This window comes from Lentzea sp. NPDC004782, assembly GCF_040609115.1.
Classification (GTDB): domain Bacteria; phylum Actinomycetota; class Actinomycetes; order Mycobacteriales; family Pseudonocardiaceae; genus Lentzea.
The window spans coordinates 1-23,384 of the sequence record NZ_JBEXJN010000039.1; the positions used below are offsets into that span (position 1 = coordinate 1).

Genomic DNA, 23,384 nt, shown 5'->3' on the forward strand with positions numbered 1-23,384 from the left:
CGTCCACCTGAGGTGGACGAATGCGCCGTTCATCGAGCACCTGGCACGCCGGGCTTGGGCGCCAGAGCGGGCAGGACTTCCGGCCAGGTGGTTGGTTCGCGCCTACTGTGGGCGCCATGGACTTCGACGTCATCGTCATCGGTGGTGGCCCTGTAGGGGAGAACGTGGCGTGGCGGACGGCCGCGGGAGGCCTGTCCACCGCCATGATCGAGAAGGAGCTGGTCGGCGGCGAGTGTTCGTACTGGGCGTGCATGCCGTCGAAGGCGTTGCTGCGGCCCGGTCACGCGCTCGCGGCCGCCCGGCGCGTGCAGGGCGTGCACGCGGGCTCGCTCGACCCCGCCGCGGTGCTCGCCCGCCGGACGAGCTTCACGTCGAACTGGGACGACTCCGGCCAGGTCAAGTGGGCCGAGTCGGAGAACATCACGGTCATCCGCGGCGACGGCGAGGTCACCGGCGAACGCGAGGTCACCGTCGGCGGCGACGTGCACCGGGCGCGCCAGGCCGTCGTGGTGTGCACCGGCAGCGTGCCGAAGATGCCGCCGCTCGAAGGTATCGCCGACACTCCTGTGTGGACGTCGCGGGATGCGACGTCGGCGCGCGAGGTGCCGGACTCGCTGGTGGTGCTGGGCGGTGGCGTGGTCGGCGTCGAGATGGCGCAGGCGTGGGCGCGGCTCGGGTCGAAGGTGACGCTGGTCGTGTCCGGTGACCGGCCGTTGCCGCGGCTGGAGGAGTTCGTCGGGCCGCTGGTCGTCGAAGGGCTGCAGGAGGACGGCGTCGAGGTGCTGCTCAACGCCCGTGCGTCGGCCATCGCGCCGGGTGCGCTGACGTTGCAGGACGGCCGGGTGCTCAAGGGCTCGGAGATCCTCGTCGCGACCGGACGGGTGCCGGCGACGAAGGACGGCAAGCCGCTGACCATCGACGACTCCGGCCTGGTGTCCGGTGTGGACGGACGATGGCTGTACGCGGCCGGTGACGTCACCGGGCGTGCGCTGCTGACGCACCAGGGCAAGTACCAGGGACGGGCGGTCGGCACGGCGATCCTGGAGCGCTCCCGCGGGTTCGAGCCGAAGCCGCGGTCGGCGGGGCAGGCGTGGGCGGACCACGTGGCGGTGCCGCAGGTGGTGTTCACCGACCCCGAGGTGGCGTTCGTCGGCCACACGGCCGAGGAAGCCCGCAAGGCCGGGCGCGAGATCAAGGTCGTCGACCTCGACATCGCGGTCGCCGGCTCGTCGCTGCACGCGGACGGGTACCACGGCAGGACGCGGATGGTCGTGGACGAGCGCACGCGGACGCTGGTCGGCGTCACGTTCGTCGGCCAGGACGTCGCCGAGCTGCTGCACTCGGCGACCGTCGCGATCGTCGGGGAAGTCACCGTGGACCGGTTGTGGCACGCGGTGCCCTCGTACCCGACGATCAGCGAGGTCTGGCTACGGCTGCTCGAGGCGTACGGCCTCTGAGGGCGCCTCCAGAACTGACCCGAGCATGCCGGTGAGCAGCTCGTTCGCCGTGCCGACCACGTACGCGCGATCTTCGGGGTCGACGCGTTCGGCGAGCTTGAACAACGCGTCCGCGGTCTGCACGGCGATGCGGAAGGTGAGCGTCACCGGGGCGTCGCCGTGCGCGCCGAACCGGTTGACGAACATCTCCGCCAGCCGTTCGGCCATGAGCTCGTACTGGTCGACGCTGGAGTCGAGCCGGTGGCTGTCCAGCATGTCGCTGAACCGCACCCGTCCGAAGCCGGGCACCTCACCCAGCATCCGCAGGTAGACGCTGACGATCTGGGCCATGGCCTCGCGCCACGTGTCCGCGATCAGGTCCGCGGCGAAGAGCTCCTCGACCTCGCGGAGATAGGTCTCCATCCCGCGCAGTGCGAGTGCGTGGACAACAGATCGTTTGTCCGGGAAGTACTGATAGAAGGAACCAATGGGCACTCCGGCCACATCGACGATGCGCGCCGTGGTGATGTCGTCGTAGTCGTATTCGTTCAGCAGGCTCGCACAAGCGTCCAGGATCGCGGAGACGGTAGCCGCGCCACGCTGTTGCACCGGCTGTCGACGCATCACCCTGGCTAACCTGCCCCTAGCCGGGTCTTCATGCACGCGAACATCTTTATCCATATGACCCGATATGCCCAAGCACAGGTTCCCGACAGGTTTCAGCCCGGATCTCCGCGGCGTTTGCGGTGAACTACCCAACCGAAGTCCACAACGCAGACAACGGCGAGTAGCAAAAGCACGACCGCGAGCCAGACGAGGTCAGCTCGCAGCGCCAGCCACCCGGCCACCGAGTTGAAGACCAGGCCGAACCCGGCGAGCCACAACCGCAGCGTCAGAGCACTTCGCGGGGGCGCCGGGGGCGGCAGGTAGTCACTCACGTCACCCGGTTTCCCGCAGCAGGGGCACGTCAACCCGCCGCAGCGGCCTCGGGGGTTTCGTCACATAGGGCCTAACGAGACGCGTCAGGGCCAGACCAGGGGCGATGAGGGGGACGACGGCGGTCAGCACGGCGGCCGTGACGCCGGCTCGCATCACGTCCCTGGGCATGACGGCGACGCGGTCGACGACGAACGCGCGCCGGCCGCCCAGCGACACGACCGCGAGGACGACCAGGAACACGGCCATGCTGAGCATCGCGCGTTGGACCGCGTGCTCGTACCCGGCTGCTTCTCCCGCGACCAGGACCGCGAACCACCCGGCGAGCGCGGGCAGCTGGCCCTGCTCGGTGGTGGCGGCCCAGCTCAGCCCGCCGAGCGTGGCGAGCCAGACGAGAACGCTCTCACGTTCCTGCACCCAGACGGATGCCGCGTCGAGGGGAATACCGGTCCAGGCGAGTACTCCGAGCGGGGTGAGGGGTCTCTCGGCGAGTTGGCCGAGCACCCAGGCGAAGGTCCACGCGGACAGCAGAACCGCGAGGACGAGCTGCCACCTCGGCCTGCGCACCACACAGCGGGCGAGCCGGACGATCTCCGCACGCGTCATACCCCCACCATGCCGTGCGCAGGTGGTTTGTGGAGAAACGTCACCCCAACGCTCACCCGCACGGACCCCCTGCGGACCGGTTCATCACGCAGCGCTATCCACGATCGGGGGACAGATCTTTTCTATGCTGAGGTACATGAGCATTGATCAGCTTCTGCATCTGCCCAGCTACCTGATGCTCCAGCTGGTCAGGGAAGCCCGCAGGCTCGCGCGCGGCGACCTGCGGGCACCGCACGTGACGGTGCTGGCGTTCCTGGCCGAGCGGGAGGCGGTGGCGCAGAAGCGGATCAGCGACGCGGTGCGGATGGACGCGAGCGACCTGGTGTCCGTGCTGGACGACCTGGAGGGACGCGGGTTCGCCCAGCGCAAACGGGACGAGCACGACCGGCGCCGGTTCGCCGTGTCGATCACCGACGTGGGCAGGCGGGCGTTGTGCGACCGCCTGGAGACGGCTCGCGCGCACGAGGAGGAGTTGCTGGCGCCGTTGACGGCGCAGGAGCGCGTTGAACTCACCACACTGCTGCGGAAGGCGTACCTGCATCACGCTGATTTGCGTGTAGATTAGACAGTCTGCGCTCGCACGATCGGGGTGCGGGCAGGAATGACCGATGCAGGATAAAACCTGACGTCGCACAGTATCGAGAAAAGAGGCAAGTTGTCAAGCCCCTCCGATGACCTCCGGCTCGCCGAAATGGAGCCGGAGCAGGAATACGTGGCCATGTTGTACGGCCGGCTCGACGACCTCCGCGAACAGACGTCGAAACGACTCGCACAATCGTTGCGACAAACTGGCGGCACGCACCAGATGCGGTCAGAGCGCGACACCTCCGTGGCGATGTACACAGATCAATTGGCCCAGTACAGCGCGGTGGAGAACGGACTCGCGTTCGGCCGGCTCGATTTCCACAACGGGGACCGCTTCTACATCGGCCGAATCGGTCTTTTCGACGAGGACAAGGAATACGAGCCGCTGCTCATGGACTGGCGGGCACCCGCCGCCAGGCCGTTCTACCTCGCGACCGCCGCCTCTCCCGACGGCGTGCGCCGGCGCCGGCACCTGCGCACCCGCTCGCGCAAGGTCATCGGCCTCGACGACGAGGTGCTCGACATCAACTCGGTCGAGCCGTCCCGCAACGAGGGCCTGACCGGCGAGGCGACCCTGCTGGCCGCGCTGAACGAGTCGCGCACCGGCCAGATGAGCGACATCGTCGCGACGATCCAGGCCGAGCAGGACGTCATCATCCGGTCCGAGCTCAACGGCGTCGTCGTCGTGCAGGGCGGTCCGGGCACCGGCAAGACCGCGGTCGCCCTCCACCGCGCCGCGTACCTGCTGTACACACACCGCCGGCAGCTGGCGAAACGCGGTGTGCTCGTGGTCGGCCCGAACACGACGTTCCTGCGCTACATCAGTCAGGTCCTCCCGTCGCTGGGCGAGACCGGCGTCCTGCTGTCCACGGTCGGCGAGCTGTACCCGGGCCTGACGGCCACCGGTCGCGAGCCGGCCGAGGTCGCCGCCGTCAAGGGCCGCATCCAGATGGCCGACGTGATCGCCGCGGCCGTGCGCGACCGCCAGGAGGCACCGGCGTTCGTCGACATCCGCTTCGACAACGACGTGCTGCGCCTCGACCGCCGCGCGATCTCCGACGCACGGGGCAGGGCGCGCCGGACCCGCCGCCCGCACAACGAGGCCCGCCGCACGTTCACCCGCGAGATCATCTCGACCCTGGCCTCGATGGTGGCTTCACGTCTCGGTGGGCATCTGCTCGACAAGACGGACATGGACGACATCCGCCGCGAGCTCCGCGAGTCCGACGAGGTCCAGGCGGCCATCTCGTCGCTGTGGCCGGTGCTGACCCCGTTCTCGCTGCTCTCCGAGCTCTACGCGAACCCGAAGCGCCGCAACCGCGCGATGTCGAAGTTCACCCGCGAGGAACGCGACCTGCTGCACCGGGTGGGCGACGACTGGACCCCGGCGGACGTGCCCTTGCTGGACGAGGCCGCCGAACTGCTCGGCGAGGACGACACCGAGGCCAAGGCCCGCGCCGAACGCCAGCGCCGCCAGGCCATCGAGTACGCCCAGGGCGTCCTCGACATCCTCGACCTGGAGGACGACGCCGACCCCGAAATCCTGATGGCCACCGACCTGATGGATGCGTACAGGCTGGCCGAGCGCCACGGCGTCGACCGCTACGAGACCGCGGCCGAACGCGCTGCCGCCGACCGCACCTGGACGTTCGGCCACATCATCGTCGACGAGGCCCAGGAACTCTCGGCCATGGCGTGGCGCACCCTGATGCGCAGGTGTCCTTCGAAGTCCATGACCGTCGTCGGCGACATCGCCCAGACCGGCGACATCGGCGGCGCCACCTCGTGGGACACCGTGCTGTCCCCGTACGTGCAGAACCGTTGGCGTCTCACGGAGCTGACCGTCAACTACCGCACCCCGGCCGAAATCATGGAGGTGGCCGCCGACGTCCTCGCCTCGGTGGATTCTTCTCTGGTCCCACCGACCTCCGTGCGCGAGACCGGTGTGCCGCCGTGGGTCTCCCGCGTGCCGTCGTTCGAGTCCTCGGTACCCGCGCTCATCGCGGACGAGATCACCGCCGTCGGCGACGGCAAGATCGCGGTGATCGTGCCGGCCGCGCTGCTGCAGCCGGTCGGCTCGGCCGTGGTCGCCGCGGTGCCGGGGTCGTCGATGGGCAACGACCTGGAAGAGGCCCAGGTCGTCGTGCTCGGCGTGACCGACGCGAAGGGCCTGGAGTTCGACTCCGTGGTCGTTGTCGACCCGGTAGGGATTCTGGAGGAGTCGCCGCGCGGCGCGTCGGACCTGTACGTCGCGCTGACCCGTGCCACGCAACGACTTGGCGTCGTGCACACCGGCACGCTGCCCGACGTGCTGTCCCGGCTGAAGGACGTCTCCTAGGCGCCTTGCCAGAGGTCTTGTCCGCAACCCGCCTGCTGGGCGGTTACGTGGATGAAGGGTTCCTTCCTCAACGCCAGGTGGAGGAAGGAACCCTTCATCCACCTCGCGAGACGGAGAGATCAGCGTGCCAGCGCCAAGCCCACGGCCGCTGCCCCCACCCCCAGAGCGACACTGACCACGACGTTCAGCAGCGCCAGGCGGTACTTCTCGGCCTCCAGCAGCTTCACCGTCTCGTAGCTGAACGTCGAGTACGTCGTGAGCCCGCCGCAGAACCCGACCCCGAGCAGCGGCATCCAAGCCGTCCCGACCAAGAACCCGATCAGGAAGCACCCGATCAGGTTCACCGTCAAAGTCCCCCACGGGAAATCCGACTCGTGCCGCGACTGCACGAACCGATCGAGCAGGTACCGCGCCGGAGCCCCAAGAGCCGCACCGAAGAACACCGCAAGCACCGTCACCGCGTCACCCGCACCCCGAGAAACGCCGCCGCCACAGCACAAACCGGCGTAACCACCAGCGCCCACGACCACGAGGCCGCGTACGACGAGAAGGTCGTGAATCCGCCCAGAAGCCCAACGCCGAAGAAGGCGCGCACCAGCGGTCGAGGCACGATTCCCATCAGCATGCCGATGAGGAAAGACCCCAGCACGTTGATGAAGAACAACCCCCATGCGCCCGGCACGGCCAGTGACAGCCCATAGCGCGCAACGCCGCCGAGGCCGCCGCCCAGCGACACCAGCGCCACGAACGGCAGGTGCAGCTCGGTGCGCTGGGCCGGAACGTGCAGGTCGACGTCCGGGTCGATCGGCTCAGTTGGGTTCGGCAAGGTGCTCCACCAGGTGGTCCAGGGCCTTCAGGGCGCGGACGACGTCCTCGCGTTCGGAGGGCTCCAGCTTCGACAGGGCGGAGCCGATGCGCTTCTCGTGTTCGCGCTGCCAGACGAGCAGCTGTTCGTGTCCACGTGGTGAGACGGACAGTCGTGCTACCCGCCTGTCCTTGGGGTCTCCGCCGCGCACGACGAGGCCCGAGTCGATCAGTTGGGACACCAGGCCGGAGACGGTGTTGGGGGCGAGCCGGAGCACCGCGGCGAGGTCGCCCACCTTCATCGGCGGGCGCTCCGCGAGGGTCTGCAGCAGCTCTACCTGCGCCATCGGCAGGGATTCCCACGGCCAGTCCGCACGGATGCTCGTCCGCAGCGCCCGGCGCAGGCGAGTGACGACGTCGGTGAGCGTGCGGGCTTCGTCTGACATGCGGAAATCTTACTGAACGTGAAGAAATAGCTCTGTGTCAGATATAATCTGAGTGCGATGAACTGGTTCGTCACGGAGTCCCCCAGGCCGACGTGGATCGCACGCCGGTCGTATGCGCCGTGGTTGGTCATCGCGACGGTGTGCTTCGGGGCGTTCATGGGGCAGTTGGACGCCTCGATCGTCACGCTCGCGTTCCCCGCGATGAGCCGGCACTTCCAGAACGATCCGGAGTGGATCTCCCTCAGCTACCTGATCACGCTCGTGGCGCTGCTCGTCCCAATGGGCAGGATCGCGGACCGGGTCGGGCGCAAGATCGTCTACAGCTGCGGGTTCGCGCTCTTCACCGGCGCGTCCATCGCGTGCGTGTACGCGCCGGGGTTCGACGCGCTCATCGCGGCCCGCGTGGCGCAGGCGGTGGGGGCGGCGATGTTGCAGGCCAACAGCGTCGCGCTGGTGACCACGGCGGTGGCACCGGAAAGTCGCAGGAAGGCGCTCGGCATCCAGGCCGCCGCGCAGGCCACCGGGCTCGCGGCCGGGCCGTTGCTCGGCGGGTACCTCACCGAGCACCACGGGTGGCAGGCGGTGTTCGCGATCAACGTGCCGATCGGCGTGGTCGCCCTGATCGCGGGCCACTACCTGCTCCCCCGCACGAAGACCAAGCCCGAGAAGGCGGAGCCCACGTGGCGGGTCCTGCCGGGACTGGCCGGGGTGCTGCTCACGTACGCCGCGTTGTTCGCGCCGATGACGTTGCTGCCGTTCACCATGCAACAACCGTTGGCACACATTGGACTCACGACGGCCGCGCTGCCGCTCGGTTTCGCCATCGCGGCGACCGCACTGCACCGGCCGGGCATCGCCGTCGGGGCGCTGATCGCCGGGACAGCGCTGATTCTGCCTGTGCCACAAGTGGTTCAGCTCGTGACGGCCGGCATCGGGCTCGGCATCATCGCGCCCGCCTGCACGAAACGGGTGATGAGTGCGCTGCCGGAGGGGTCGGCGGGCGTCGGGAGCGGGCTGGTCAACGTCGCGCGCGGACTCGGCACCGCGCTGGGCGTCGCGGTCGCCACCGCCCTGATTCACACTTTCCAGTGATAGCAGCGGGTTGCGCTGGACCAAATGGGCTCCACCCCTGCCGCACGCGTGTGGCGCGTCAGTAGCCTGTGGCCATGTCTGAACGGGTGAGCTGGGTTCCGGAAGGCGTCGACACGGGGAAACCGAGCGCTGCTCGCCTCTACGACTACCTGCTCGGCGGCGGGCACAACTTCGCCGCCGACCGGGCGCTGGCGGAGAAGTTCCTGCAGGCCCAGCCGAACGCGCGCACGATCGCGCGGCTGAACAGGGCGTTCCTGCGCCGGGCCGTGCTGTTCATGATGGAGAGCGGCATCCGCCAGTTCCTCGACCTCGGGTCCGGCATCCCGACGGTCGGCAACGTGCACGAGATCGCGCAGAAGGCCGACCCGGACGCCCACGTCGTCTACGTGGACTTCGAGGAGGTCGCGGTCGCGCACAGCCAGCTCATCCTGGAGAACGACCCGCACGCCACGATCATCCAGGAGGACCTGACCAAGCCCGCCGCCGTGCTGAAGGCGGCGGGTGAAAGCGGTCTCATCGACTTCACGCGGCCCGTGGGCGTGCTGACCGTCGGCGTCTTCCACTTCGTGCCACCGGAGGCGGACCCCGCGGCGATCGTGGCGGCCTACCGCGATGCCGTGCCACAGGGCAGCTACCTGGCCTTCTCGCAGTTCACCCAGGACCTGCAGCCCGAGGAGATGGCCGGGGTCGTCGAGGTCATGAAGAAGAGCCAGAACCCGATGTTCCCGCGCACGAAGACCGAGATCGAGGGGCTGCTCGCCGGGTTCGACGTGGTGGAGCCGGGGATCGTGCCGCTGCCGCTGTGGCGGCCGGAGGGCACGAACACCGACGATCCGGACAAGGCGGGCATCTACGCGGTGGTAGGCCGGAAGGGCTAGCACGCGTTGCTGATGTTGGCTTCAAAACACGGAGTCCGTACGCTCTGTGCACAGAATGGAACTTCCGGAACTCGCCGCCCGCTGGATGCACGCGTTGACGTCAACGGCGTACATCCCGCTGTCCCATGCCGAAATCGAGCAGGCTCTGCTCGATTCTCTGGTGGAGCTTCCGGAGTCACCTGAATCGGTAGCCGATCGATTGGTGTCACTGCACGCAACCGGACCTGACTCCCTGCGTGCCACGATCGAGGTTCTTTCGTCCACCTTCGAGCTACCTCTGCTCGCCCGGTTGAGCTCCGCGTACGCACAGGCCATGCGGATGGACGCGTTCGACCAGCAGGAGCAGATCAAGGTCGCGATCGTGCGGGCCAAGCAGCGGGTCGAACGCACCCTGAAGGTCAGCCAGGCGCGGTTCCAGGAGGTGTTCGCGTCCTCCGCGCTGGGCATCGCGATCACCGGCTTCGACGGCAAGTGCGTCGAGGCGAACGACACGCTCGCGGAGATCGTCGGCCTGGAGTCGGGCACCGAGCTCGTGGAGCGCGAGCTGATCGACTTCTTCCACCCCGAGGACGCCGCCGCGCTGGCCGCCTCGTACCGGCAGGTGCGCGAGGGGCGCCTCGACCGGTTCCGCGACCAGCGCAAACTGATCCGCGCGGACGGCGAACCGGTGTGGGTGCACCTCGCGGTGTCGCTGCTGCGCGACGCGGACGGCGAGCCGACGCACCACGTGACCATGGTCGAGGACATCAGCGAGCTGCACCTGTTGCAACGCAGCCTCGACCACCAGCTGCTGCACGACTCGCTGACCGGCCTGTCGAACCGCGGGCACTTCGTCGCGCAGGTCGAACGACGGGTCACGAGCGACCCGGTCACCCTGTACCACCTGGGTCTGGACGCGTTCTCGGTCGTCAACAACGGCATCGGCCACGAGTCGGGCGACAAGCTGCTCAAGATCGTCGCGTCGCGGCTCGGCAAGCTCGCCGCCGAGAAGAAGGCCGTGCTGGCCAGGATCGGTGGCGACGAGTTCGCCATGATGACGATCGACGACAACGTCACCACGACGGTCGAGGAGATCCAGGACGCGCTCGCCGAACCGACCTTTGTGGACGATCACGGCATCGCGCTGTCGGCCAGCATCGGCGTCGTGGACCGGCCTCCCGCGTTCGCGACCGCCAACGAGCTGATGCGGTGCGCCAACGCCGCGCTGCGCCAGGCGAAGGCGCGCGGCAAGCGGCAGTGGGCGTTGCACGACCCGCACGACGACGCCCGCCGCCGCGGCAGGTACGCGCTGGCCGCCTCGATGCCGGGCGCGTGGGAGCACGGTGAGATCGAGGTCGTCTACGCGCCGGTGCACGACCTCGACACCCGCGAGGTGCTCGGCGCCGTCGCCCGTCTGCACTGGGACGACCTGAGCCACAACGACACCATGGCCCTGGCGGACTCGACAGGCCTGTCGCTGCCCATCGGCAGGTGGCTGCTGCGCGAGGCGTGCGCGCAGGCGGCGAGATGGGTGGAGGAATTCGGTGACCGGGCGCCCACGCTGCACATCGCGTTGGGCGCCTTGCAGTCTCGGGACGAAGACCTGGTCGCCGACGTGAAGCGCGCGCTCGACGAGACGGGCCTGCCGGCGGAACGGCTGCGGATCGCGCTCGACATCTCGTCGGTGCTGGCCGGCGACGACAACGCCGTGGTGCTGCACGACAGCGGCATCGTGACGGCGCTGGACGGGTTCCACGGCGGCTACGACGAACTGACCGTGCTGACCGAGGTGCCGGTCCGCGCGGTGATCACCCGCGCGGAAGCGCCCAGGCCGGATTCGCCGTTGCGCCAGGCGATGCGCGACCTGATCGCGACCGTGCACAGCTTCGGCGTGCGGTTCGGCGTCGACGAGGTGCACACGCTCGAGGACGCCGAGCACTGGCGTGCCGTCGGCGCGGACGCGGTGATCGGGCTGCTGCCCGCGCTGTCCGCGGCCGATGTGACGGAACTGCTGGCTACAGCTGCTTCACCGCCGCCAGCAGCTTCGTGAGCGAGTCCTTGGCGTCACCGAACAACAGCGTCGTCTTGGGGTTGTAGAGCAGCTCGTTGTCCACGCCCGCGAAGCCCGGCCGCATCGACCGCTTCATGAACACCACGGACTTCGCGCGGTCGACGTCGAAGATCGGCATGCCGTAGATCGGGCTGGACGGCTCGTCGCGCGCGCCGGGGTTCACCACGTCGTTCGCGCCGACGACGAGCGCCACGTCGACCGAGGTGATGCCGGGGTTGATGTCGTCGAGCTCCTTGAGCTGCTCGTACGGCACGTCGGCCTCGGCCAGCAGCACGTTCATGTGTCCCGGCATCCGGCCCGCGACGGGGTGGATCCCGTACGACACCTTGACTCCGCGCTGTTCGAGCTGCGTCACGAGCTCACGGGCGGCGTGCTGGGCCTGCGCGACCGCGAGTCCGTAGCCGGGCACGACGACGACGTTGTTCGCGTACCCCAACAGGATCGCGACGTCCTCGACCGTGCCGGACTTGACCGAGCGCTGCTCTTCCCCTTGTGCGGCAACGGTTGTCGCCTTGAAGGCACCGAACAGGATGTTGGCGAGCGAGCGTCCCATCGCCTGCGCCATCAGCCGGGTGAGGATGGTGCCGGACGCGCCGACGAGCGTGCCGGCGACGATCAGCAGCGTGTTCGCCAGCACGTAACCGGACGCGGCGACCGCGAGGCCGGTGAACGCGTTCAGCAGCGAGATCGCGATCGGCACGTCCGCGCCGCCCACCGGCAGCACGAACAGCACGCCGAGCGCGAGCCCGACAGCCGCCAGCAACCACAGCAGGAACCCGTTCGGCACCGCCATCGTCAGGGCGCACAGGGCAACCGCGGAGACACCGGCGGCGATCGCGAGCTGCTGCCCGGCCGGCAGCAGCACCGGACGGGTCGTCATCAGCTCCTGCAGCTTCAGGAACGTGACCACCGAACCGGAGAAGCTGACCGTGCCGATCAGCACCGTCAGCACGGTCGCGAACCGGAACATCACCGCGGTGTCCGGCACCGAGAAGAACTCCGCCAGCGCCACCAAAGCCGCCGCGGCGCCACCGACTCCGTTGAACAGGGCCACCATCTGCGGGATGGCGGTCATCTTCACCGAGCGCGCGGCCGGGATGCCCACCCCCACACCGAGCGCGACCGCGAGCAGGATCCACAGTCCGTTGTGGACGACGCCGTGCAGGTACGCGGTCACGACGGCGACGAGCATGCCGAACGCGCCGATGAAGTTGCCGTAGCGGGCGTATTTGGGCGAGCTCAAGCCCTTCAGCGCCAGGATGAAGCACAGCGCCGCGACGAGGTACATCAGCTGGACCGTCATTTCCGGAACATCTCCAGCATCCGGTCGGTCACCACGAAGCCGCCGACGACGTTGACCGTGGCCAGGAAGACCGCGAGCAGCCCGAGCACCAGCTCCAGGGTGCTCCCGGCGGACCCGGTGATCAGGATCGCACCGACGAGGATCACGCCGTGGATGGCGTTCGCGCCGGACATCAGCGGCGTGTGCAGGATCGTGGACACCTTCGAGACCACCTCGAAGCCCACGAACACGGCCAGCACGAAGATCGTCAGCAGGTCGATCACGGCGACTCCTTGCGGATCTGACCGTCGTGGGTGAGGCAGCAGCCGTCGAGCACCTCGTCGCCGAGGTTCGGCCGCACCTCTCCGTCCGCGATCATCAGCTTGAGCAGGTTGAGCACGTTGCGCGCGTAGAGGCGGCTCGCGTGCACCGGCATCGACGACGGCAGGTTCCGCACGCCGTGCACCAGCACCTCGCCGACCCAGGTCTCCTGTCCCGCAACGGAAGCCGTGCAGTTGCCGCCGGACTCCGCGGCCAGGTCGACCAGGACGGAACCGGGCGCCATCGCCTTGAGCATGTCGGTCGTCACGAGCACCGGCGCCTTGCGGCCGGGGACCGCCGCCGTGGTGATCACGATGTCGGACGCCGCCACGTGCTCGCCGATCAGTTCCCGTTGGCGTTCCAGGAACTCCTCGGACTGCACGGACGCGTAGACACCGGACTGCGTCTCCAGGTCGAGTTCGAGGAACTTGGCCCCGAGGCTGCGGACCTCCTCACCCGCGGCCTTGCGCACGTCGTACGCCTCGACGACGGCACCGAGCCTGCGCGCGGTCGCGATCGCCTGCAGTCCCGCGACACCGGCACCGAGCACCAGGACCTTGGCCGGCGGCACGGTGCCCGCGGCGGTGGTGAACATGGGCAGGAAGCGCGGTAGTCGTTCGGCGGCGACCAGCACGGCGCGGTAGCCGGCCACCAGCGCCTGCGACGACAGCGCGTCCGCGCTCTGGGCCCGCGTCACCCGCGGCAGCAGGTCGAAGCTGAACGACGTGACGCGCCGCCGCCGGTAGACCTCCAGCAGCTCCCTCTCGCTGCCCGGCTGCAGGAAGCTGATCGTGATGGCGCCGGGTTTGAGCTTCTCGGCCTGATCCGTGGTCAACGGCTGCACGGACACGACGACATCGGACTCCGGCGTCGGGTCCTCCGGCGTCACGGTCGCCCCGGCCGCGCGGTAGGCGGCGTCGACGGCGTGCGCGTGACGCCCGGCGCCTTCCTGCACGTGCACGGTCAGTCCGGCGTCGACCAGCGACGACACCGTTTCCGGTACGCAGGCGACTCGGCGCTCGGCGGGCCGCGACTCTGCGGGTGTTCCCACTCTCACCGTACGCACGTTACGCGATCAAAGGTGACCTGGGCCACATCACAATTGCCAGAAGCCGGCCTCAACAGGGATGAACATCTGTTCGATACAGTCGCCTTCATGGCAGATGAGGCAGGCGTGGCCCGGTATACCTACCGGCTGCGTTTGTCTTCGTCGGCGTGCCGCGCGTTGCTGGTGGAGTGGGATCGCTGCCGGTGGGTGTGGAATCAGTGCGTCGCACAGTCGCGTGAGACTCATCGGCACAACCGCGAGAACCCTGATGACCCGCGCACGTGCGGCCCGGCGCAGTTGGACAAACTCCTGACGGACTGGCGCGGCGGGCGTACCTGGTTGCGGGCTGGGTCGTCGGTGGCGCAGCAGCAGGTCGTCCGGGATTTCGGTGCGTCGCGTGCCAAGGCGCTCAAGGATGTGCGGGAGCGGGTGCCGCAGTGGCGGCGTGCCGGGATGCCGCGGTTCAAGAAGCGGTCGCTGGCCGAACCGACGCTCAACTACACCCGGCGCGGGTTCGGGTTGCGTGAGGGTGTGCTGCGCCTGGCGGGCGGGATCGTGGTGCGGCCGGTGTGGTCGCGGGAGTTGCCTGCCGTGCCGTCGTCGGTGCGCGTCTATCGCGACAGCCTCGGCCACTGGTACTGCTCCTTCGTCGTCCGGACGCACGTCCAGGCCTTGCCCGTGACCGGCCGGGTGATCGGTGTCGACTGGGGCGTGAGGGAACTCGCCACGACCACCAGCGACGCGCACGATCTGCCGCACCCCGAGCACGGCAGGAATGCCGCGAAGGGGCTGGCCCGGTATCAGCGGATGATGGCCCGTCGCCGCCCGGACAAGGGCAGGCCCGGTTCGAAGGGTTACCGGAAGGCCAGGCGGCAGGCGGCGAAGATCCAGAAGAAGGTCGCCCGGCAGCGGCAGGACACCGGCCGCAAGTGGGCCAAGCGGGTCGTGCGTGACCATGACGTGCTCGCGGTGGAGGACTTCCGGCCGAAGTTCCTGGCGAAATCCACGATGGCCCGCAAAGCCGCGGACGCCGCGATCGGCGCCACCAAGCGCGAGCTGATCGCGATGGCCCGCAAACACGGCCGCGACTTGCGGCTGGTGGACCCGAAACACACCACGATGGACTGCGCGGCATGCGGTGCGAGAACCAAGCACGCATTGCCACTGTCCGAACGCACCTACACCTGCACGTCGTGCGGAGCCGTGTCCGCCAGGGACAAGAACTCCGCGGCGGTGATGCTGGTCCGGGCAGGTTTGAACCCGGTCGGTGATGACGGCACAAGACCTGCTCGTCCGCCGGACAAGCAGGCAGCCTGAGCCGAAAATCCCCACACAGCCCATGCAGGGCGGGGAGCATTCAAAGTTGCCAGAGCACCGCACCGGCCAGGGTCAGGCACCCCACCAGCCCAATCGCGGGCACAACTCGTTTACCGAGCGTCCACGCGCTGGCGTTGGCGATCGCGTAGTAGAGCAGCACGCAGAACGAGCTGAACACGATCGCGCGCGTGACGTCCACGGCGAGCACCAGCGCGATCGCCGCGAGCCCGGTGCAGATCTCGGCGACCCGCAGATCCGCCAGCTGCCGGGGCAACCGGCGGTCCCGCGCCATCGCCAGCGCGGTCCGGCTCACGCCGAGCTGCAACGACAGCAGGCTGCCCAGCGCGGCCAGGCAGGCGGCCGCGCGGATCACGGGAGCCAGGGCCGGTGACACGTCGGCGAGCGTCTTCGTGGCCAGGTCGGCGCCCAGCGCGCTCAACGCCGTGAGCGCGACGGCCGCGTAGACGACGAGGGTGATCGCGAGGGCGATGACCACCGCTCTGGGGATCGTCCGTTGCGGTTCCTTGACCTCCTCTCCGAGTGTGGCGATGCGCGCGTAGCCGGCGAACGCGAAGAACAGCAGCGCGGCGGCGGGAAGGATTCCTGCGGGCAGGAACTCCGCCGGCTGCGTGGTTTCGCGCGCTGTCACCGCGGTCGCGGCGAGCACGAGCAGCACCGCGATCACGATGACCCTGGTGGCCAGCGCGGACTTCTGGACGCCGGTCAGGTTCAGCACGGTCAGCGCGACGATTGCCGCCACCGCAACGGGTTTGGGCGCACCGACGTAGTTGCCGACCGTCAGCGCCATGGCCGCGCACGACGCCGTCTTGCCGAGCACGAACGCCCAGCCGGCCAGGTCACCCCAGATCCGGCCGAGCCGTTCACGCCCGTAGACGTACGTGCCACCGGACTGCGGGTACCTCGCGGCCAGCCAGGCGCTCGACAACGCGTTGCAGCAGGCGATCACGCCCGCGATGACGAGGCTGACGAGCAACGCTGACCCGGCCGCCGCCGCGGCCGGGGCGAACACCGCGAACACGCCGGCGCCGATCATCGAGCCGAGCCCGACGAAGACGGCGTCGGTCAGGGTGAGACTTCGGGTGAGCTGCACCCGGTCAGTGTGCCGCCAGATCAGTGCGGCACGGGACAACCGGGCTTGGCCGCGGGGAAGAAGTTCGGCAGCAGTTCACCGGTGTCGTAGTAGCGGTGGTAGACCGGCGTGAGCCCGCCCGACACGGGTGGCACGATCCACGACCAGTCAGCGGGGCAGGAACGTCCAGCCGCCTCCTCCTTCTCCAGGTGCGTCAGGAACCTCTTCGACTCGGTGTGGTGATCGGTGATCGTGACCCCCGCCTCGCCGAACGAGTGCAGGACGGCGCGGTTGAGCTCGATCAAAGCCCTGTCACGCCACAACGTCGCCTCCGACGACATGTCCAGGCCCATTCGTTTGGCGATGTACGGCAGCAGGTCGTACCGGTCGTGGTCGGCGAGGTTGCGGGCGCCGATCTCCGTGCCCATGTACCAGCCGTTGAACGGCGCCGACGGGTAGTCGATGCCGCCGATGCGCAGCCGCATGTTGCTGATCGCGGGGACGGCGTGCCACTTCACGCCGAGCGACGCGAGCCACGGCAGTTCCGGGTGGGACAACGGGACTTCGAGCACGGCGTCGGCCGGGATCTCGACGAGCGCCGGCTCGTGGCCCTGGCAGGACACCATGAGCGGAAGCACGTCGAACGGGCCGCGCGACGCCGGTGGCTGCCAGCCGCGCTTCAGCGCGAGCTCGGTGAGCGCCAGGTTGCGGGCGTCGCCGAGCACACCGCCGTCGGAGCCGCGGTAGGCGGCGTAGCGGACGATCTGTTCGTTGAGGATCTGCGGGGCGGGCAGGCCGGGCTCGGCCGGGGCGAAGATCGTGATGACGGGCCTGATCTTGCCCTTGTTCGTCGCCACGCGAAGGTGTTCGACGCACTCCGCGGCCACGTCGGCCGGGGTGGACACCTCCCGCAGGTCGCGCACTTTCAGGCTGCGCCAGTACAGCCTGCCGATGCAGCGGGAACTGTTGCGCCAGGCCACACGTGCACCGAAGGTCAGTTCGGCTGTGGTGTGGCGGTAGGTGCCGGTCGCGGCGATCTCCGCGTGCACCTCGGCCAGGCGAGCCTCCACCGGGCCCAGGTCGGGGGCCTCCGCGTGGTGCTGGCGGACGAAGTCCTCTGCCTCGGCGATGTCGATCTCGCCGATGTTCTCGTCCTGCGCCGGGGGGAGCGCCGTGAGGGAACGGGGCATCACATCAGTCGGGACGGGGGTCATGGCGAGGCACCGTAGTTGCGCTTTCGTGTGGCCGAAACCGCCTCTAGCGCTACGCCATCTGGATCACTGGACCGCGTCTGACACGCTCAGCGAGTACTTGATACCGCAACCGGGTGACAAAGCACGGGACAAAGGGTGGTTTTGGACTGTTATCTCGCCGAAACCAAACATTGACCAGTGATCTAGTTCACTGGTGGATTCGACCCGATCGAGTGAACTTCGGCGGGAGCGATCCGATCTTGGAATCGGACGGCTCCGAACGCGTGGCTCGCCGCCCAGGGCCGTCCACTGTGCACGTCATCGCGGCATCGAAGGCACTTGCCAGGTGGTGAAACGGCTCATTCCCCGCAGGGCCACCGATCCCGGCACCGAGCGGAGCGCGAAGTTCCGCACCTCCAGCCCCAGCCGCGACCGCACCTCGATCCCGAACCTCCCGGCCCGCCGCGAGCCCCGCCACACGGCCCGCGTCCGCGGCCTGCGCAGCGCGTCGTACCGCGCGAGATCACCGTCGACCGAGGCGAGCGTCACGGCGTCCTCCAGCGCCATGCACGCCCCCTGCCCGAGGTATGGCGTCATCGCGTGCGCCGCATCACCCAGCAACGCCACCCGGCCGCGCACGAACGTGGGCAGCAGCGGCAGCTCGTAGATGTCGTGCCGGAGCACCTGGGACGTCGACCGGATCAGGTGCGGCAGCGGGTCGTGCCAGCCTCCGAACAGCTCCAGCGGGTCCAGGCCGGCCTGCGCGGGCGCGACCGCGGCGACGTACCAGCAGACCCGGCCGTCACCGAGCGGCAGGACGCCCGCCTCGCCGCCGGGACCGAGTGTCTGCGTGATCGGCAGGTCGTAGGGCCCCGGCGCGACCCCTCGCCACGCCGTGGCCCCCGCGTACACCGGTCCCGGCGCGTCGGGCAGCAGCTCCGCGCGGAGGCGGCTGTTGATGCCGTCCGCCGCCACCACGAGGTCCGCGTCCAGCTCCTCAACGCCGGTCACCTCGACGTTGTTGAAGAGGATCTCGGGCGGGAGCGCGCGCAGCAGCACGCCGTGCAGATCGGCGCGGTGCATCGCGATGACCCGCTCCTGACCGGCCTCCGGCAGGTGCACGAGCCAGCGCCCGTCGGACGCCCGCACGCCGCCCGACACGCGCGGGGTACCGAGCCGCCGGACCTCGTCGGCGACGCCCATCCACTCCAGCGCCCGCAACGCGTTCGGCATCACGCCCACGCCGGCGCCGATCTCGGCGAAGGCGGCGGCGCGTTCCAGGACCTGGACCTCCCAGCCAACTCGGCGCAACGAGACCGCCGCCGCCAGTCCGCCGATGCCGCCGCCCACCACGATCGCCTTCATCCCAGCCTCCTCTACAGGTGTAGAAGACGCTACACCTGTAGACTACAGCTGTAGAGAGACGGGGAGCACAGTGCGCAGGGACCTGATCACCGACGCGGCCATCCAGCTCGTCGCCGAACAGGGCATGCGCGGGCTCACCCACCGCGCGGTCGACCGCCGGGCGGGGCTGCCGGAGGGGTCCACCAGCGCGTACTTCCGCACGCGCAAGGCGTTGGTCGAGGGCTTCGTGGCCCGGCTCGCGGAGCTGGAGCGGCTGGACGTCGCGCCGGATCCCGACGACGTCGCGGGCAGTCTCGCCAGGACGCTCGACAGCTGGCTCGTCGAACGGAACCGCACGCTCGCCAGGTACGCGGCGATGCTCGAAGCGACCCACCACCCCGAGCTCAGGTCGATCCTCGTGCACACCCCGCGCGAGCAGGCGACCGCGCTCGCGCGGCAGCTGGGCCACGAGGATCCGGAACGGGCCGGCGCGCACTTCACCGCGTTCCTGGAAGGCCTGCTCTTCTACCGGCTCGTCGGCGGCGGCAGCGCCGACTGCCCGAAACCGGGCACCGCGGAAAGCGTGCGGGACCTGAAGCTGGCCGTCGAAAAGGCGTTGCGGCCGTAAGTACCGTGGGTTTCGTGAGATTCGGGTACGGGGTCTTCTACCTCTGACGCAGGACGTGTGCCACCACACCACGTCCTGATTTCGCGTACCCGAAAGAAGATCCCGCATGCGCTCGCATGTTCACTTGACGACCCACGACCTCACCAAGGGCTACGAGTCCGGCCCTGTCGTCGACGGCATCTCGCTGAAAGTCTCCGCGGGCCAACGACTCGGCGTCATCGGCGAGAACGGTCGCGGCAAGACCACCCTGCTGCGGCTGCTCGCCGGCGATCTCGCACCGGACCAGGGAACTGTCACGCGGCACGGTTCGTTGAGCCTGGTGCGCCAGGAAATGCCGTTCGACGACGACGAAACGGTGGGGGACCTGCTCAACGACGCGTTAAGCGGAAGCCGTCAGGCACTGTCCGAACTGGACAGTGCGGCCACGCCGTTCGACCAGCAGCGTTACGAGAAGGCGCTGGCGCACGCCGAGGACATCGAGGCGTGGGACGCCGAACGCCGCGCCGACATCGCACTCAAAGCACTCGGCGCCGACCACGACCGGGCGCAGAAGCTCGCCGAGCTCAGCGTCGGTGAGCGCTATCGCGTCCGGCTCGCGTGCCTGCTCGCCGAACGCGCGGACGTCCTGCTGCTCGACGAACCGACCAACCACCTGGACGCGCACGCGCTGAACTTCCTCACCGAACGCCTCCGGCAGCACCACGGCGTCGTGGTGCTCGTGAGCCACGACCGCACGTTGCTGGACGACGTCTGCACGCAGTTGCTCGACCTCGACCCGGCCCCGGACGGCGAGGTGCACCTGCACGGCGGCGGCTACCGGGCGTTCCAGGAGGCCAAGCGCGCCGAACGGCAGCGCTGGGAACAGCGGTTCGCCCAGGAGGAGGCCGAGCACGAGGAGCTGACCGAGAAGGTCGAGCGCGCCCAGTCCCGGCTGAAGGACGCGTGGCGCCCGCCGAAGGGCGCGTTCCGGCACAAGCGCGGCACGCGCGCGGCGAACAGGATGCGCAACGTCGCCAGGAGGCTGGAGGCGCTGGGCGACCAGCGCGTCGACGCTCCCCCGCCGCCGTTGCGCTTCGCCCCGCCGGACCTCTCCGCCGAGGGCGACCTGCTGCACGCGACCCCGCTGGAAGTACCCGAAAGGTTGAAGCTGACCGAGCCGATCTCCCTCGGCGCGGGCGAGAAGCTGCTGATCACCGGCCCGAACGGGGCCGGCAAGTCGACGCTGCTGAACGTGCTGGCCGGCCGCCTCTCCCCTGCCGTCGGCACCGTGCACCACGCCGGCCGGGTCGCGTTGCTCGCCCAGGAGTCGTCGTTCGAGAACGAGGACGCCACGGCGGCGCAGCTGTGTTCGCGGGTGGAGGAACTCGGTCTGCTGAGAGGAGAAGACCTCGCGCGTCCGGTCCGCCGCCTGTCGACTGGGCAGCGGAGGCGACTGGAGCTGGCGATCCTGCTGAGCAGCCGCCCGCACGTGCTGCTGCTCGACGAACCGACCAACCACCTGTCGATCGCGCTGGTCGACGAGCTGACGGAGGCACTGCAGCGGACCGGGGCGGCCGTGGCCGTCGCGACCCACGACAGGCGGATGCGGACAGATTTCAGTTCGTGGCGGACCGTGACCCTGGCTTCATCTTCACAGAGTCATGAAGGTTCTGTAGATTCGAAATAGGTCCTCTGCCGAGCACTGGGAGGTGTGCGAGATGACCGAAGTGATCTCCGAAGAGCTGCCCACCACGCGCCAGAACCCGTTCGACCCGCCCGCGGAGGTGACCGAGATCCGCGAGAAGGCCCGCATCAGCAGGCTGAAGTTCGCCGACGGTCACCTCGGCTGGCTCGTCACCGGGCACCACCAGGTGCGGGAGATCCTGGGGAGCCCGAAGTTCAGCAACCGGCCGGAGCGGTTCCACCTGCTCGACAAGCGGTTCCAGGGCGAACTGCCCGAGGAGGAGGACCGGCGCAAGGCCGAGCCCGGCATGTTCCTCAGCCAGGACCCGCCGGACCACACCCGGTTGCGCAAGATGCTGCAGGGCCAGTTCACGGTCCGGCGGATGAACCAGCTGTCCGAGTGGATCGGCGGAATCGTCGACGACCAGCTCAAGCACCTGCGGACCTTCGACGGGCGGGCCGACCTGGTCAAGGAGTTCGCGCTTCCGGTGCCGTCACTGGTGATCTGCGCGTTGCTCGGCGTCGACTACGACGAGCGGCACCGGTTCCAGGAGGACACCGCGAAGATGCTGAGCCTGGACGTCACGTTCAAGGAGGCCATGGCGGCCTTCGAACGGATCCAGGCGTTCATGCGCGAGCTGATCGCCCGCAAGAAGGCGAACCCCGGCGGCGACGACATGATCAGCGACCTGCTGGCCACCGGTGAGCCGACCGACGAGGAAGCCGCCAACATGGCGATGCTGCTCCTGCTCGCCGGGCACGAGACCACGGCGAACATGCTGGGCATCGGCACGTTCACGCTGCTGGAGCACCCGGACCAGCTCAAGATCCTCAAGGACGAGCCGGAGATCATCGACAACGCCGTCGAGGAGCTCATGCGGTACCTGTCGATCATCCACTTCGGACCGATGCGGTCTGCGCTGGAGGACGTGGAGATCGACGGGCACCTCATCAAGGCCGGTGACACCGTGCTGATGCACGTGCCGGCCGCGAACCGGGACCCGGAGAAGTTCCCCGGCAACCCGGACGAGCTCGACCTGCGCCGCCCGGCGTCCGGCCACGTCGCGTTCGGGCACGGCATCCACCAGTGCCTGGGTCAGCAGCTCGCCCGCATCGAGATGCGGATCGCGTTCACCAAGCTGTTCCAGGAGTTCCCCGACCTCCGGCTGGACGTGGCACCGGAGGAGGTGCCGTTGCGCACGAACATGGGCATCTACGGAGTCCACTCGTTGCCAGTAGCGTGGTCGTCATGAAGATTTCCGTCGACCAGTCGAAGTGCTGCGGTTCCGGGATGTGCGTGCTGACGGATCCGGACCTCTTCGACCAGAGCGAAGAAGACGGCACCGTGGTGCTGCTGGTGGAGCACCCCGACGCCGCGCACGAGGCCACCGCGAAGGAAGCGGCGAGCCTCTGCCCGGCGAGCGCGATCACGATCAGCTGACCCGCCGTTGAAGAGCTGCCAGGCGACAACCGTGCCCCGTCGCCTGGCACCAACGGCTGTCTTGAGGTCGTACGCTCTCCGGCATGAACACCGCGCCCGGTTGGTACCCGGACAACGCTGATCCGCGCTTCGTGCGCTGGTGGGACGGCACCCAGTGGACGTCGCACGTGCAGCCGCGCCAGCAGCAGACCGACGCCCACCACCTCGAGATGCAGATGGGCGGCACCGGCCAGGAACGCGTCGCGCAGCAGGTGCAGCGCGCCGGCGTCGGGCAGCCCGTCCAGGGCGGCGGCGGCACGCTCTTCACCGAGCCCGTCCTGGTGGTGAACCAGAAGGCGAAGCTCATCGAGATGTCGAACTCCTACGTCATCTACGACCAGCACGCCCGCCACATCGGCACCGTCGAGCAGGTCGGACAGTCCGGTGCCGCCAAGGCGTTGCGCGCCTTCACGAAGCTCGACTCGATGCTGGACGTCCGCCTGGAGATCCGGGACGTGCACGGGCATCCGGTGCTCCGGCTGGTACGTCCGGCGACCATGTGGAAGTCCAAGGTCCTGGTCGAGCGCGGCGACGGCATGCCGATCGGCGAGATCATCCAGGAGAACGTCTTCGGCAAGGTCCGCTTCGCCTACGTGTGCAACGGGATGAAGGTCGGCGGCATCTACGCGGAGAACTTCCGCGCGTGGAACTTCTCGCTGCGCGACCACACCGAGACCGAGGTCGCGCGCATCACCAAGACGTGGCAGGGCATGGCGAAGGCGCTGTTCACGACCGCGGACAACTACGTCGTGCAGTTCCACCGCCAGGTGCCGGACCCGTTGCTCAGCATGATCATCGCGTCCGGGGTCACCGTCGACACCGTGCTGAGCCAGAACCAGAGCTGATCG

The 23,384-nt window shown here is 68.9% G+C and carries 24 protein-coding genes; 12 read left to right on the top strand and 12 right to left on the bottom strand.

Annotation, left to right across the window (positions count from 1 at the left end):
• Window positions 1–116 precede the first annotated feature (116 nt).
• Window positions 117–1,457: an NAD(P)/FAD-dependent oxidoreductase gene (locus tag ABZV40_RS30620; RefSeq protein ID WP_355449130.1), complete on the top strand. Its 1,341-nt coding sequence runs from the start codon at window positions 117–119 to the stop codon at window positions 1,455–1,457.
• Here the strand turns inward: ABZV40_RS30620 and ABZV40_RS30625 are convergent.
• From ABZV40_RS30625 to ABZV40_RS30635, 3 genes are all read right to left on the bottom strand, one after another.
• A complete protein-coding gene (locus ABZV40_RS30625) occupies window positions 1,428–2,060 on the bottom strand; it encodes a TetR/AcrR family transcriptional regulator (protein ID WP_355449133.1) in 633 nt (210 codons plus the stop codon). The two genes, ABZV40_RS30620 and ABZV40_RS30625, sit on opposite strands and share 30 nt — an antisense overlap.
• Window positions 2,061–2,155: 95 nt before the next feature.
• Complete coding sequence (locus tag ABZV40_RS30630) at window positions 2,156–2,374, bottom strand: DUF6343 family protein (RefSeq protein ID WP_355449136.1); 219 nt, start codon at window positions 2,372–2,374, stop codon at window positions 2,156–2,158.
• 1 nt (window position 2,375) lies between these two features.
• Window positions 2,376–2,978 (bottom strand): hypothetical protein, encoded by a 603-nt coding sequence (locus ABZV40_RS30635; protein WP_355449139.1) that lies wholly within the window; start codon window positions 2,976–2,978, stop codon window positions 2,376–2,378.
• A 136-nt stretch (window positions 2,979–3,114) separates the two neighbouring features.
• On the opposite strand from ABZV40_RS30635, the gene ABZV40_RS30640 reads away from it, so the two are divergent.
• The gene (locus ABZV40_RS30640) at window positions 3,115–3,543 is read left to right on the top strand and encodes a MarR family transcriptional regulator (RefSeq protein WP_355449142.1); all 429 of its coding nucleotides are present in this window, start codon (window positions 3,115–3,117) and stop codon (window positions 3,541–3,543) included.
• Between the two features lie 90 nt (window positions 3,544–3,633).
• The gene (locus ABZV40_RS30645; RefSeq protein WP_355449144.1) at window positions 3,634–5,901 is read left to right on the top strand and encodes an AAA family ATPase; all 2,268 of its coding nucleotides are present in this window, start codon (window positions 3,634–3,636) and stop codon (window positions 5,899–5,901) included.
• 119 nt (window positions 5,902–6,020) lie between these two features.
• Here the strand turns inward: ABZV40_RS30645 and crcB are convergent, their stop codons facing one another.
• The 3 genes from crcB to ABZV40_RS30660 are packed head-to-tail and all read right to left on the bottom strand — an operon-like array spanning window position 6,021 to window position 7,151.
• Window positions 6,021–6,359: a fluoride efflux transporter CrcB gene (crcB, locus tag ABZV40_RS30650; protein WP_355449147.1), complete on the bottom strand. Its 339-nt coding sequence runs from the start codon at window positions 6,357–6,359 to the stop codon at window positions 6,021–6,023.
• Entirely contained in the window at window positions 6,356–6,727 is a 372-nt protein-coding gene (locus ABZV40_RS30655; protein WP_355449150.1) for a CrcB family protein, read from the bottom strand. Before ABZV40_RS30655 ends, crcB begins: the two co-directional genes overlap by 4 nt.
• Window positions 6,711–7,151: a MarR family winged helix-turn-helix transcriptional regulator gene (locus ABZV40_RS30660; protein ID WP_355449153.1), complete on the bottom strand. Its 441-nt coding sequence runs from the start codon at window positions 7,149–7,151 to the stop codon at window positions 6,711–6,713. The genes ABZV40_RS30655 and ABZV40_RS30660 overlap by 17 nt, the downstream gene beginning before the upstream one ends.
• Window positions 7,152–7,208: 57 nt before the next feature.
• Here ABZV40_RS30660 and ABZV40_RS30665 point away from each other — a divergent pair, with 57 nt between their 5' ends.
• The 3 genes from ABZV40_RS30665 to ABZV40_RS30675 all read left to right on the top strand — a co-directional run bounded on the left by ABZV40_RS30665 (window position 7,209) and on the right by ABZV40_RS30675 (window position 11,150).
• Window positions 7,209–8,243 (top strand): MFS transporter, encoded by a 1,035-nt coding sequence (locus tag ABZV40_RS30665; RefSeq protein ID WP_355449156.1) that lies wholly within the window; start codon window positions 7,209–7,211, stop codon window positions 8,241–8,243.
• Between the two features lie 74 nt (window positions 8,244–8,317).
• Window positions 8,318–9,121 carry an SAM-dependent methyltransferase gene (locus tag ABZV40_RS30670; RefSeq protein WP_355449159.1) on the top strand — a complete coding sequence of 268 codons (804 nt, stop codon included), beginning with the start codon at window positions 8,318–8,320 and terminating at the stop codon, window positions 9,119–9,121.
• Window positions 9,122–9,323: 202 nt separating this feature from the next.
• The gene (locus tag ABZV40_RS30675) at window positions 9,324–11,150 is read left to right on the top strand and encodes a diguanylate cyclase (protein ID WP_355449162.1); all 1,827 of its coding nucleotides are present in this window, start codon (window positions 9,324–9,326) and stop codon (window positions 11,148–11,150) included.
• On the opposite strand, the gene ABZV40_RS30680 is transcribed toward ABZV40_RS30675, so the two are convergent.
• From ABZV40_RS30680 to ABZV40_RS30690, 3 genes are read right to left on the bottom strand one after another with little or no spacing between them, the layout of a single operon-like run.
• The gene (locus ABZV40_RS30680) at window positions 11,116–12,474 is read right to left on the bottom strand and encodes an NAD(P)(+) transhydrogenase (Re/Si-specific) subunit beta (RefSeq protein WP_355449165.1); all 1,359 of its coding nucleotides are present in this window, start codon (window positions 12,472–12,474) and stop codon (window positions 11,116–11,118) included. The two genes, ABZV40_RS30675 and ABZV40_RS30680, sit on opposite strands and share 35 nt — an antisense overlap.
• Complete coding sequence (locus ABZV40_RS30685) at window positions 12,471–12,737, bottom strand: NAD(P) transhydrogenase subunit alpha (protein WP_218148043.1); 267 nt, start codon at window positions 12,735–12,737, stop codon at window positions 12,471–12,473. Before ABZV40_RS30685 ends, ABZV40_RS30680 begins: the two co-directional genes overlap by 4 nt.
• Window positions 12,734–13,831: a Re/Si-specific NAD(P)(+) transhydrogenase subunit alpha gene (locus ABZV40_RS30690; protein WP_355449168.1), complete on the bottom strand. Its 1,098-nt coding sequence runs from the start codon at window positions 13,829–13,831 to the stop codon at window positions 12,734–12,736. Before ABZV40_RS30690 ends, ABZV40_RS30685 begins: the two co-directional genes overlap by 4 nt.
• A 99-nt stretch (window positions 13,832–13,930) precedes the next feature.
• Between ABZV40_RS30690 and ABZV40_RS30695 the strand changes: the two genes are divergently transcribed.
• A complete protein-coding gene (locus tag ABZV40_RS30695; protein WP_355449171.1) occupies window positions 13,931–15,139 on the top strand; it encodes a transposase in 1,209 nt (402 codons plus the stop codon).
• A 40-nt stretch (window positions 15,140–15,179) separates the two neighbouring features.
• Here the strand turns inward: ABZV40_RS30695 and ABZV40_RS30700 are convergent, their stop codons facing one another.
• The 3 genes from ABZV40_RS30700 to ABZV40_RS30710 all read right to left on the bottom strand — a co-directional run bounded on the left by ABZV40_RS30700 (window position 15,180) and on the right by ABZV40_RS30710 (window position 18,787).
• Window positions 15,180–16,250: an APC family permease gene (locus ABZV40_RS30700; protein WP_355449174.1), complete on the bottom strand. Its 1,071-nt coding sequence runs from the start codon at window positions 16,248–16,250 to the stop codon at window positions 15,180–15,182.
• Between the two features lie 20 nt (window positions 16,251–16,270).
• Entirely contained in the window at window positions 16,271–17,419 is a 1,149-nt protein-coding gene (locus ABZV40_RS30705) for a nitric oxide synthase oxygenase (protein ID WP_355449414.1), read from the bottom strand.
• 321 nt (window positions 17,420–17,740) lie between these two features.
• Window positions 17,741–18,787, bottom strand: a complete 1,047-nt coding sequence (locus tag ABZV40_RS30710) for an FAD-dependent monooxygenase (RefSeq protein ID WP_355449176.1) — start codon at window positions 18,785–18,787, stop codon at window positions 17,741–17,743.
• Between the two features lie 70 nt (window positions 18,788–18,857).
• Between ABZV40_RS30710 and ABZV40_RS30715 the strand changes: the two genes are divergently transcribed.
• From ABZV40_RS30715 to ABZV40_RS30735, 5 genes are all read left to right on the top strand, one after another.
• Window positions 18,858–19,394: a TetR family transcriptional regulator gene (locus ABZV40_RS30715; RefSeq protein ID WP_355449180.1), complete on the top strand. Its 537-nt coding sequence runs from the start codon at window positions 18,858–18,860 to the stop codon at window positions 19,392–19,394.
• Window positions 19,395–19,518: 124 nt separating this feature from the next.
• Complete coding sequence (locus ABZV40_RS30720; RefSeq protein ID WP_355449182.1) at window positions 19,519–21,060, top strand: ABC-F family ATP-binding cassette domain-containing protein; 1,542 nt, start codon at window positions 19,519–19,521, stop codon at window positions 21,058–21,060.
• Window positions 21,061–21,091: 31 nt separating this feature from the next.
• Window positions 21,092–22,309, top strand: a complete 1,218-nt coding sequence (locus ABZV40_RS30725) for a cytochrome P450 (protein ID WP_355449185.1) — start codon at window positions 21,092–21,094, stop codon at window positions 22,307–22,309.
• Window positions 22,306–22,497, top strand: a complete 192-nt coding sequence (locus ABZV40_RS30730) for a ferredoxin (RefSeq protein WP_355449188.1) — start codon at window positions 22,306–22,308, stop codon at window positions 22,495–22,497. Before ABZV40_RS30725 ends, ABZV40_RS30730 begins: the two co-directional genes overlap by 4 nt.
• Window positions 22,498–22,580: 83 nt before the next feature.
• Window positions 22,581–23,381: a phospholipid scramblase-related protein gene (locus tag ABZV40_RS30735; RefSeq protein WP_355449191.1), complete on the top strand. Its 801-nt coding sequence runs from the start codon at window positions 22,581–22,583 to the stop codon at window positions 23,379–23,381.
• Window positions 23,382–23,384: the final 3 nt, after the last annotated feature.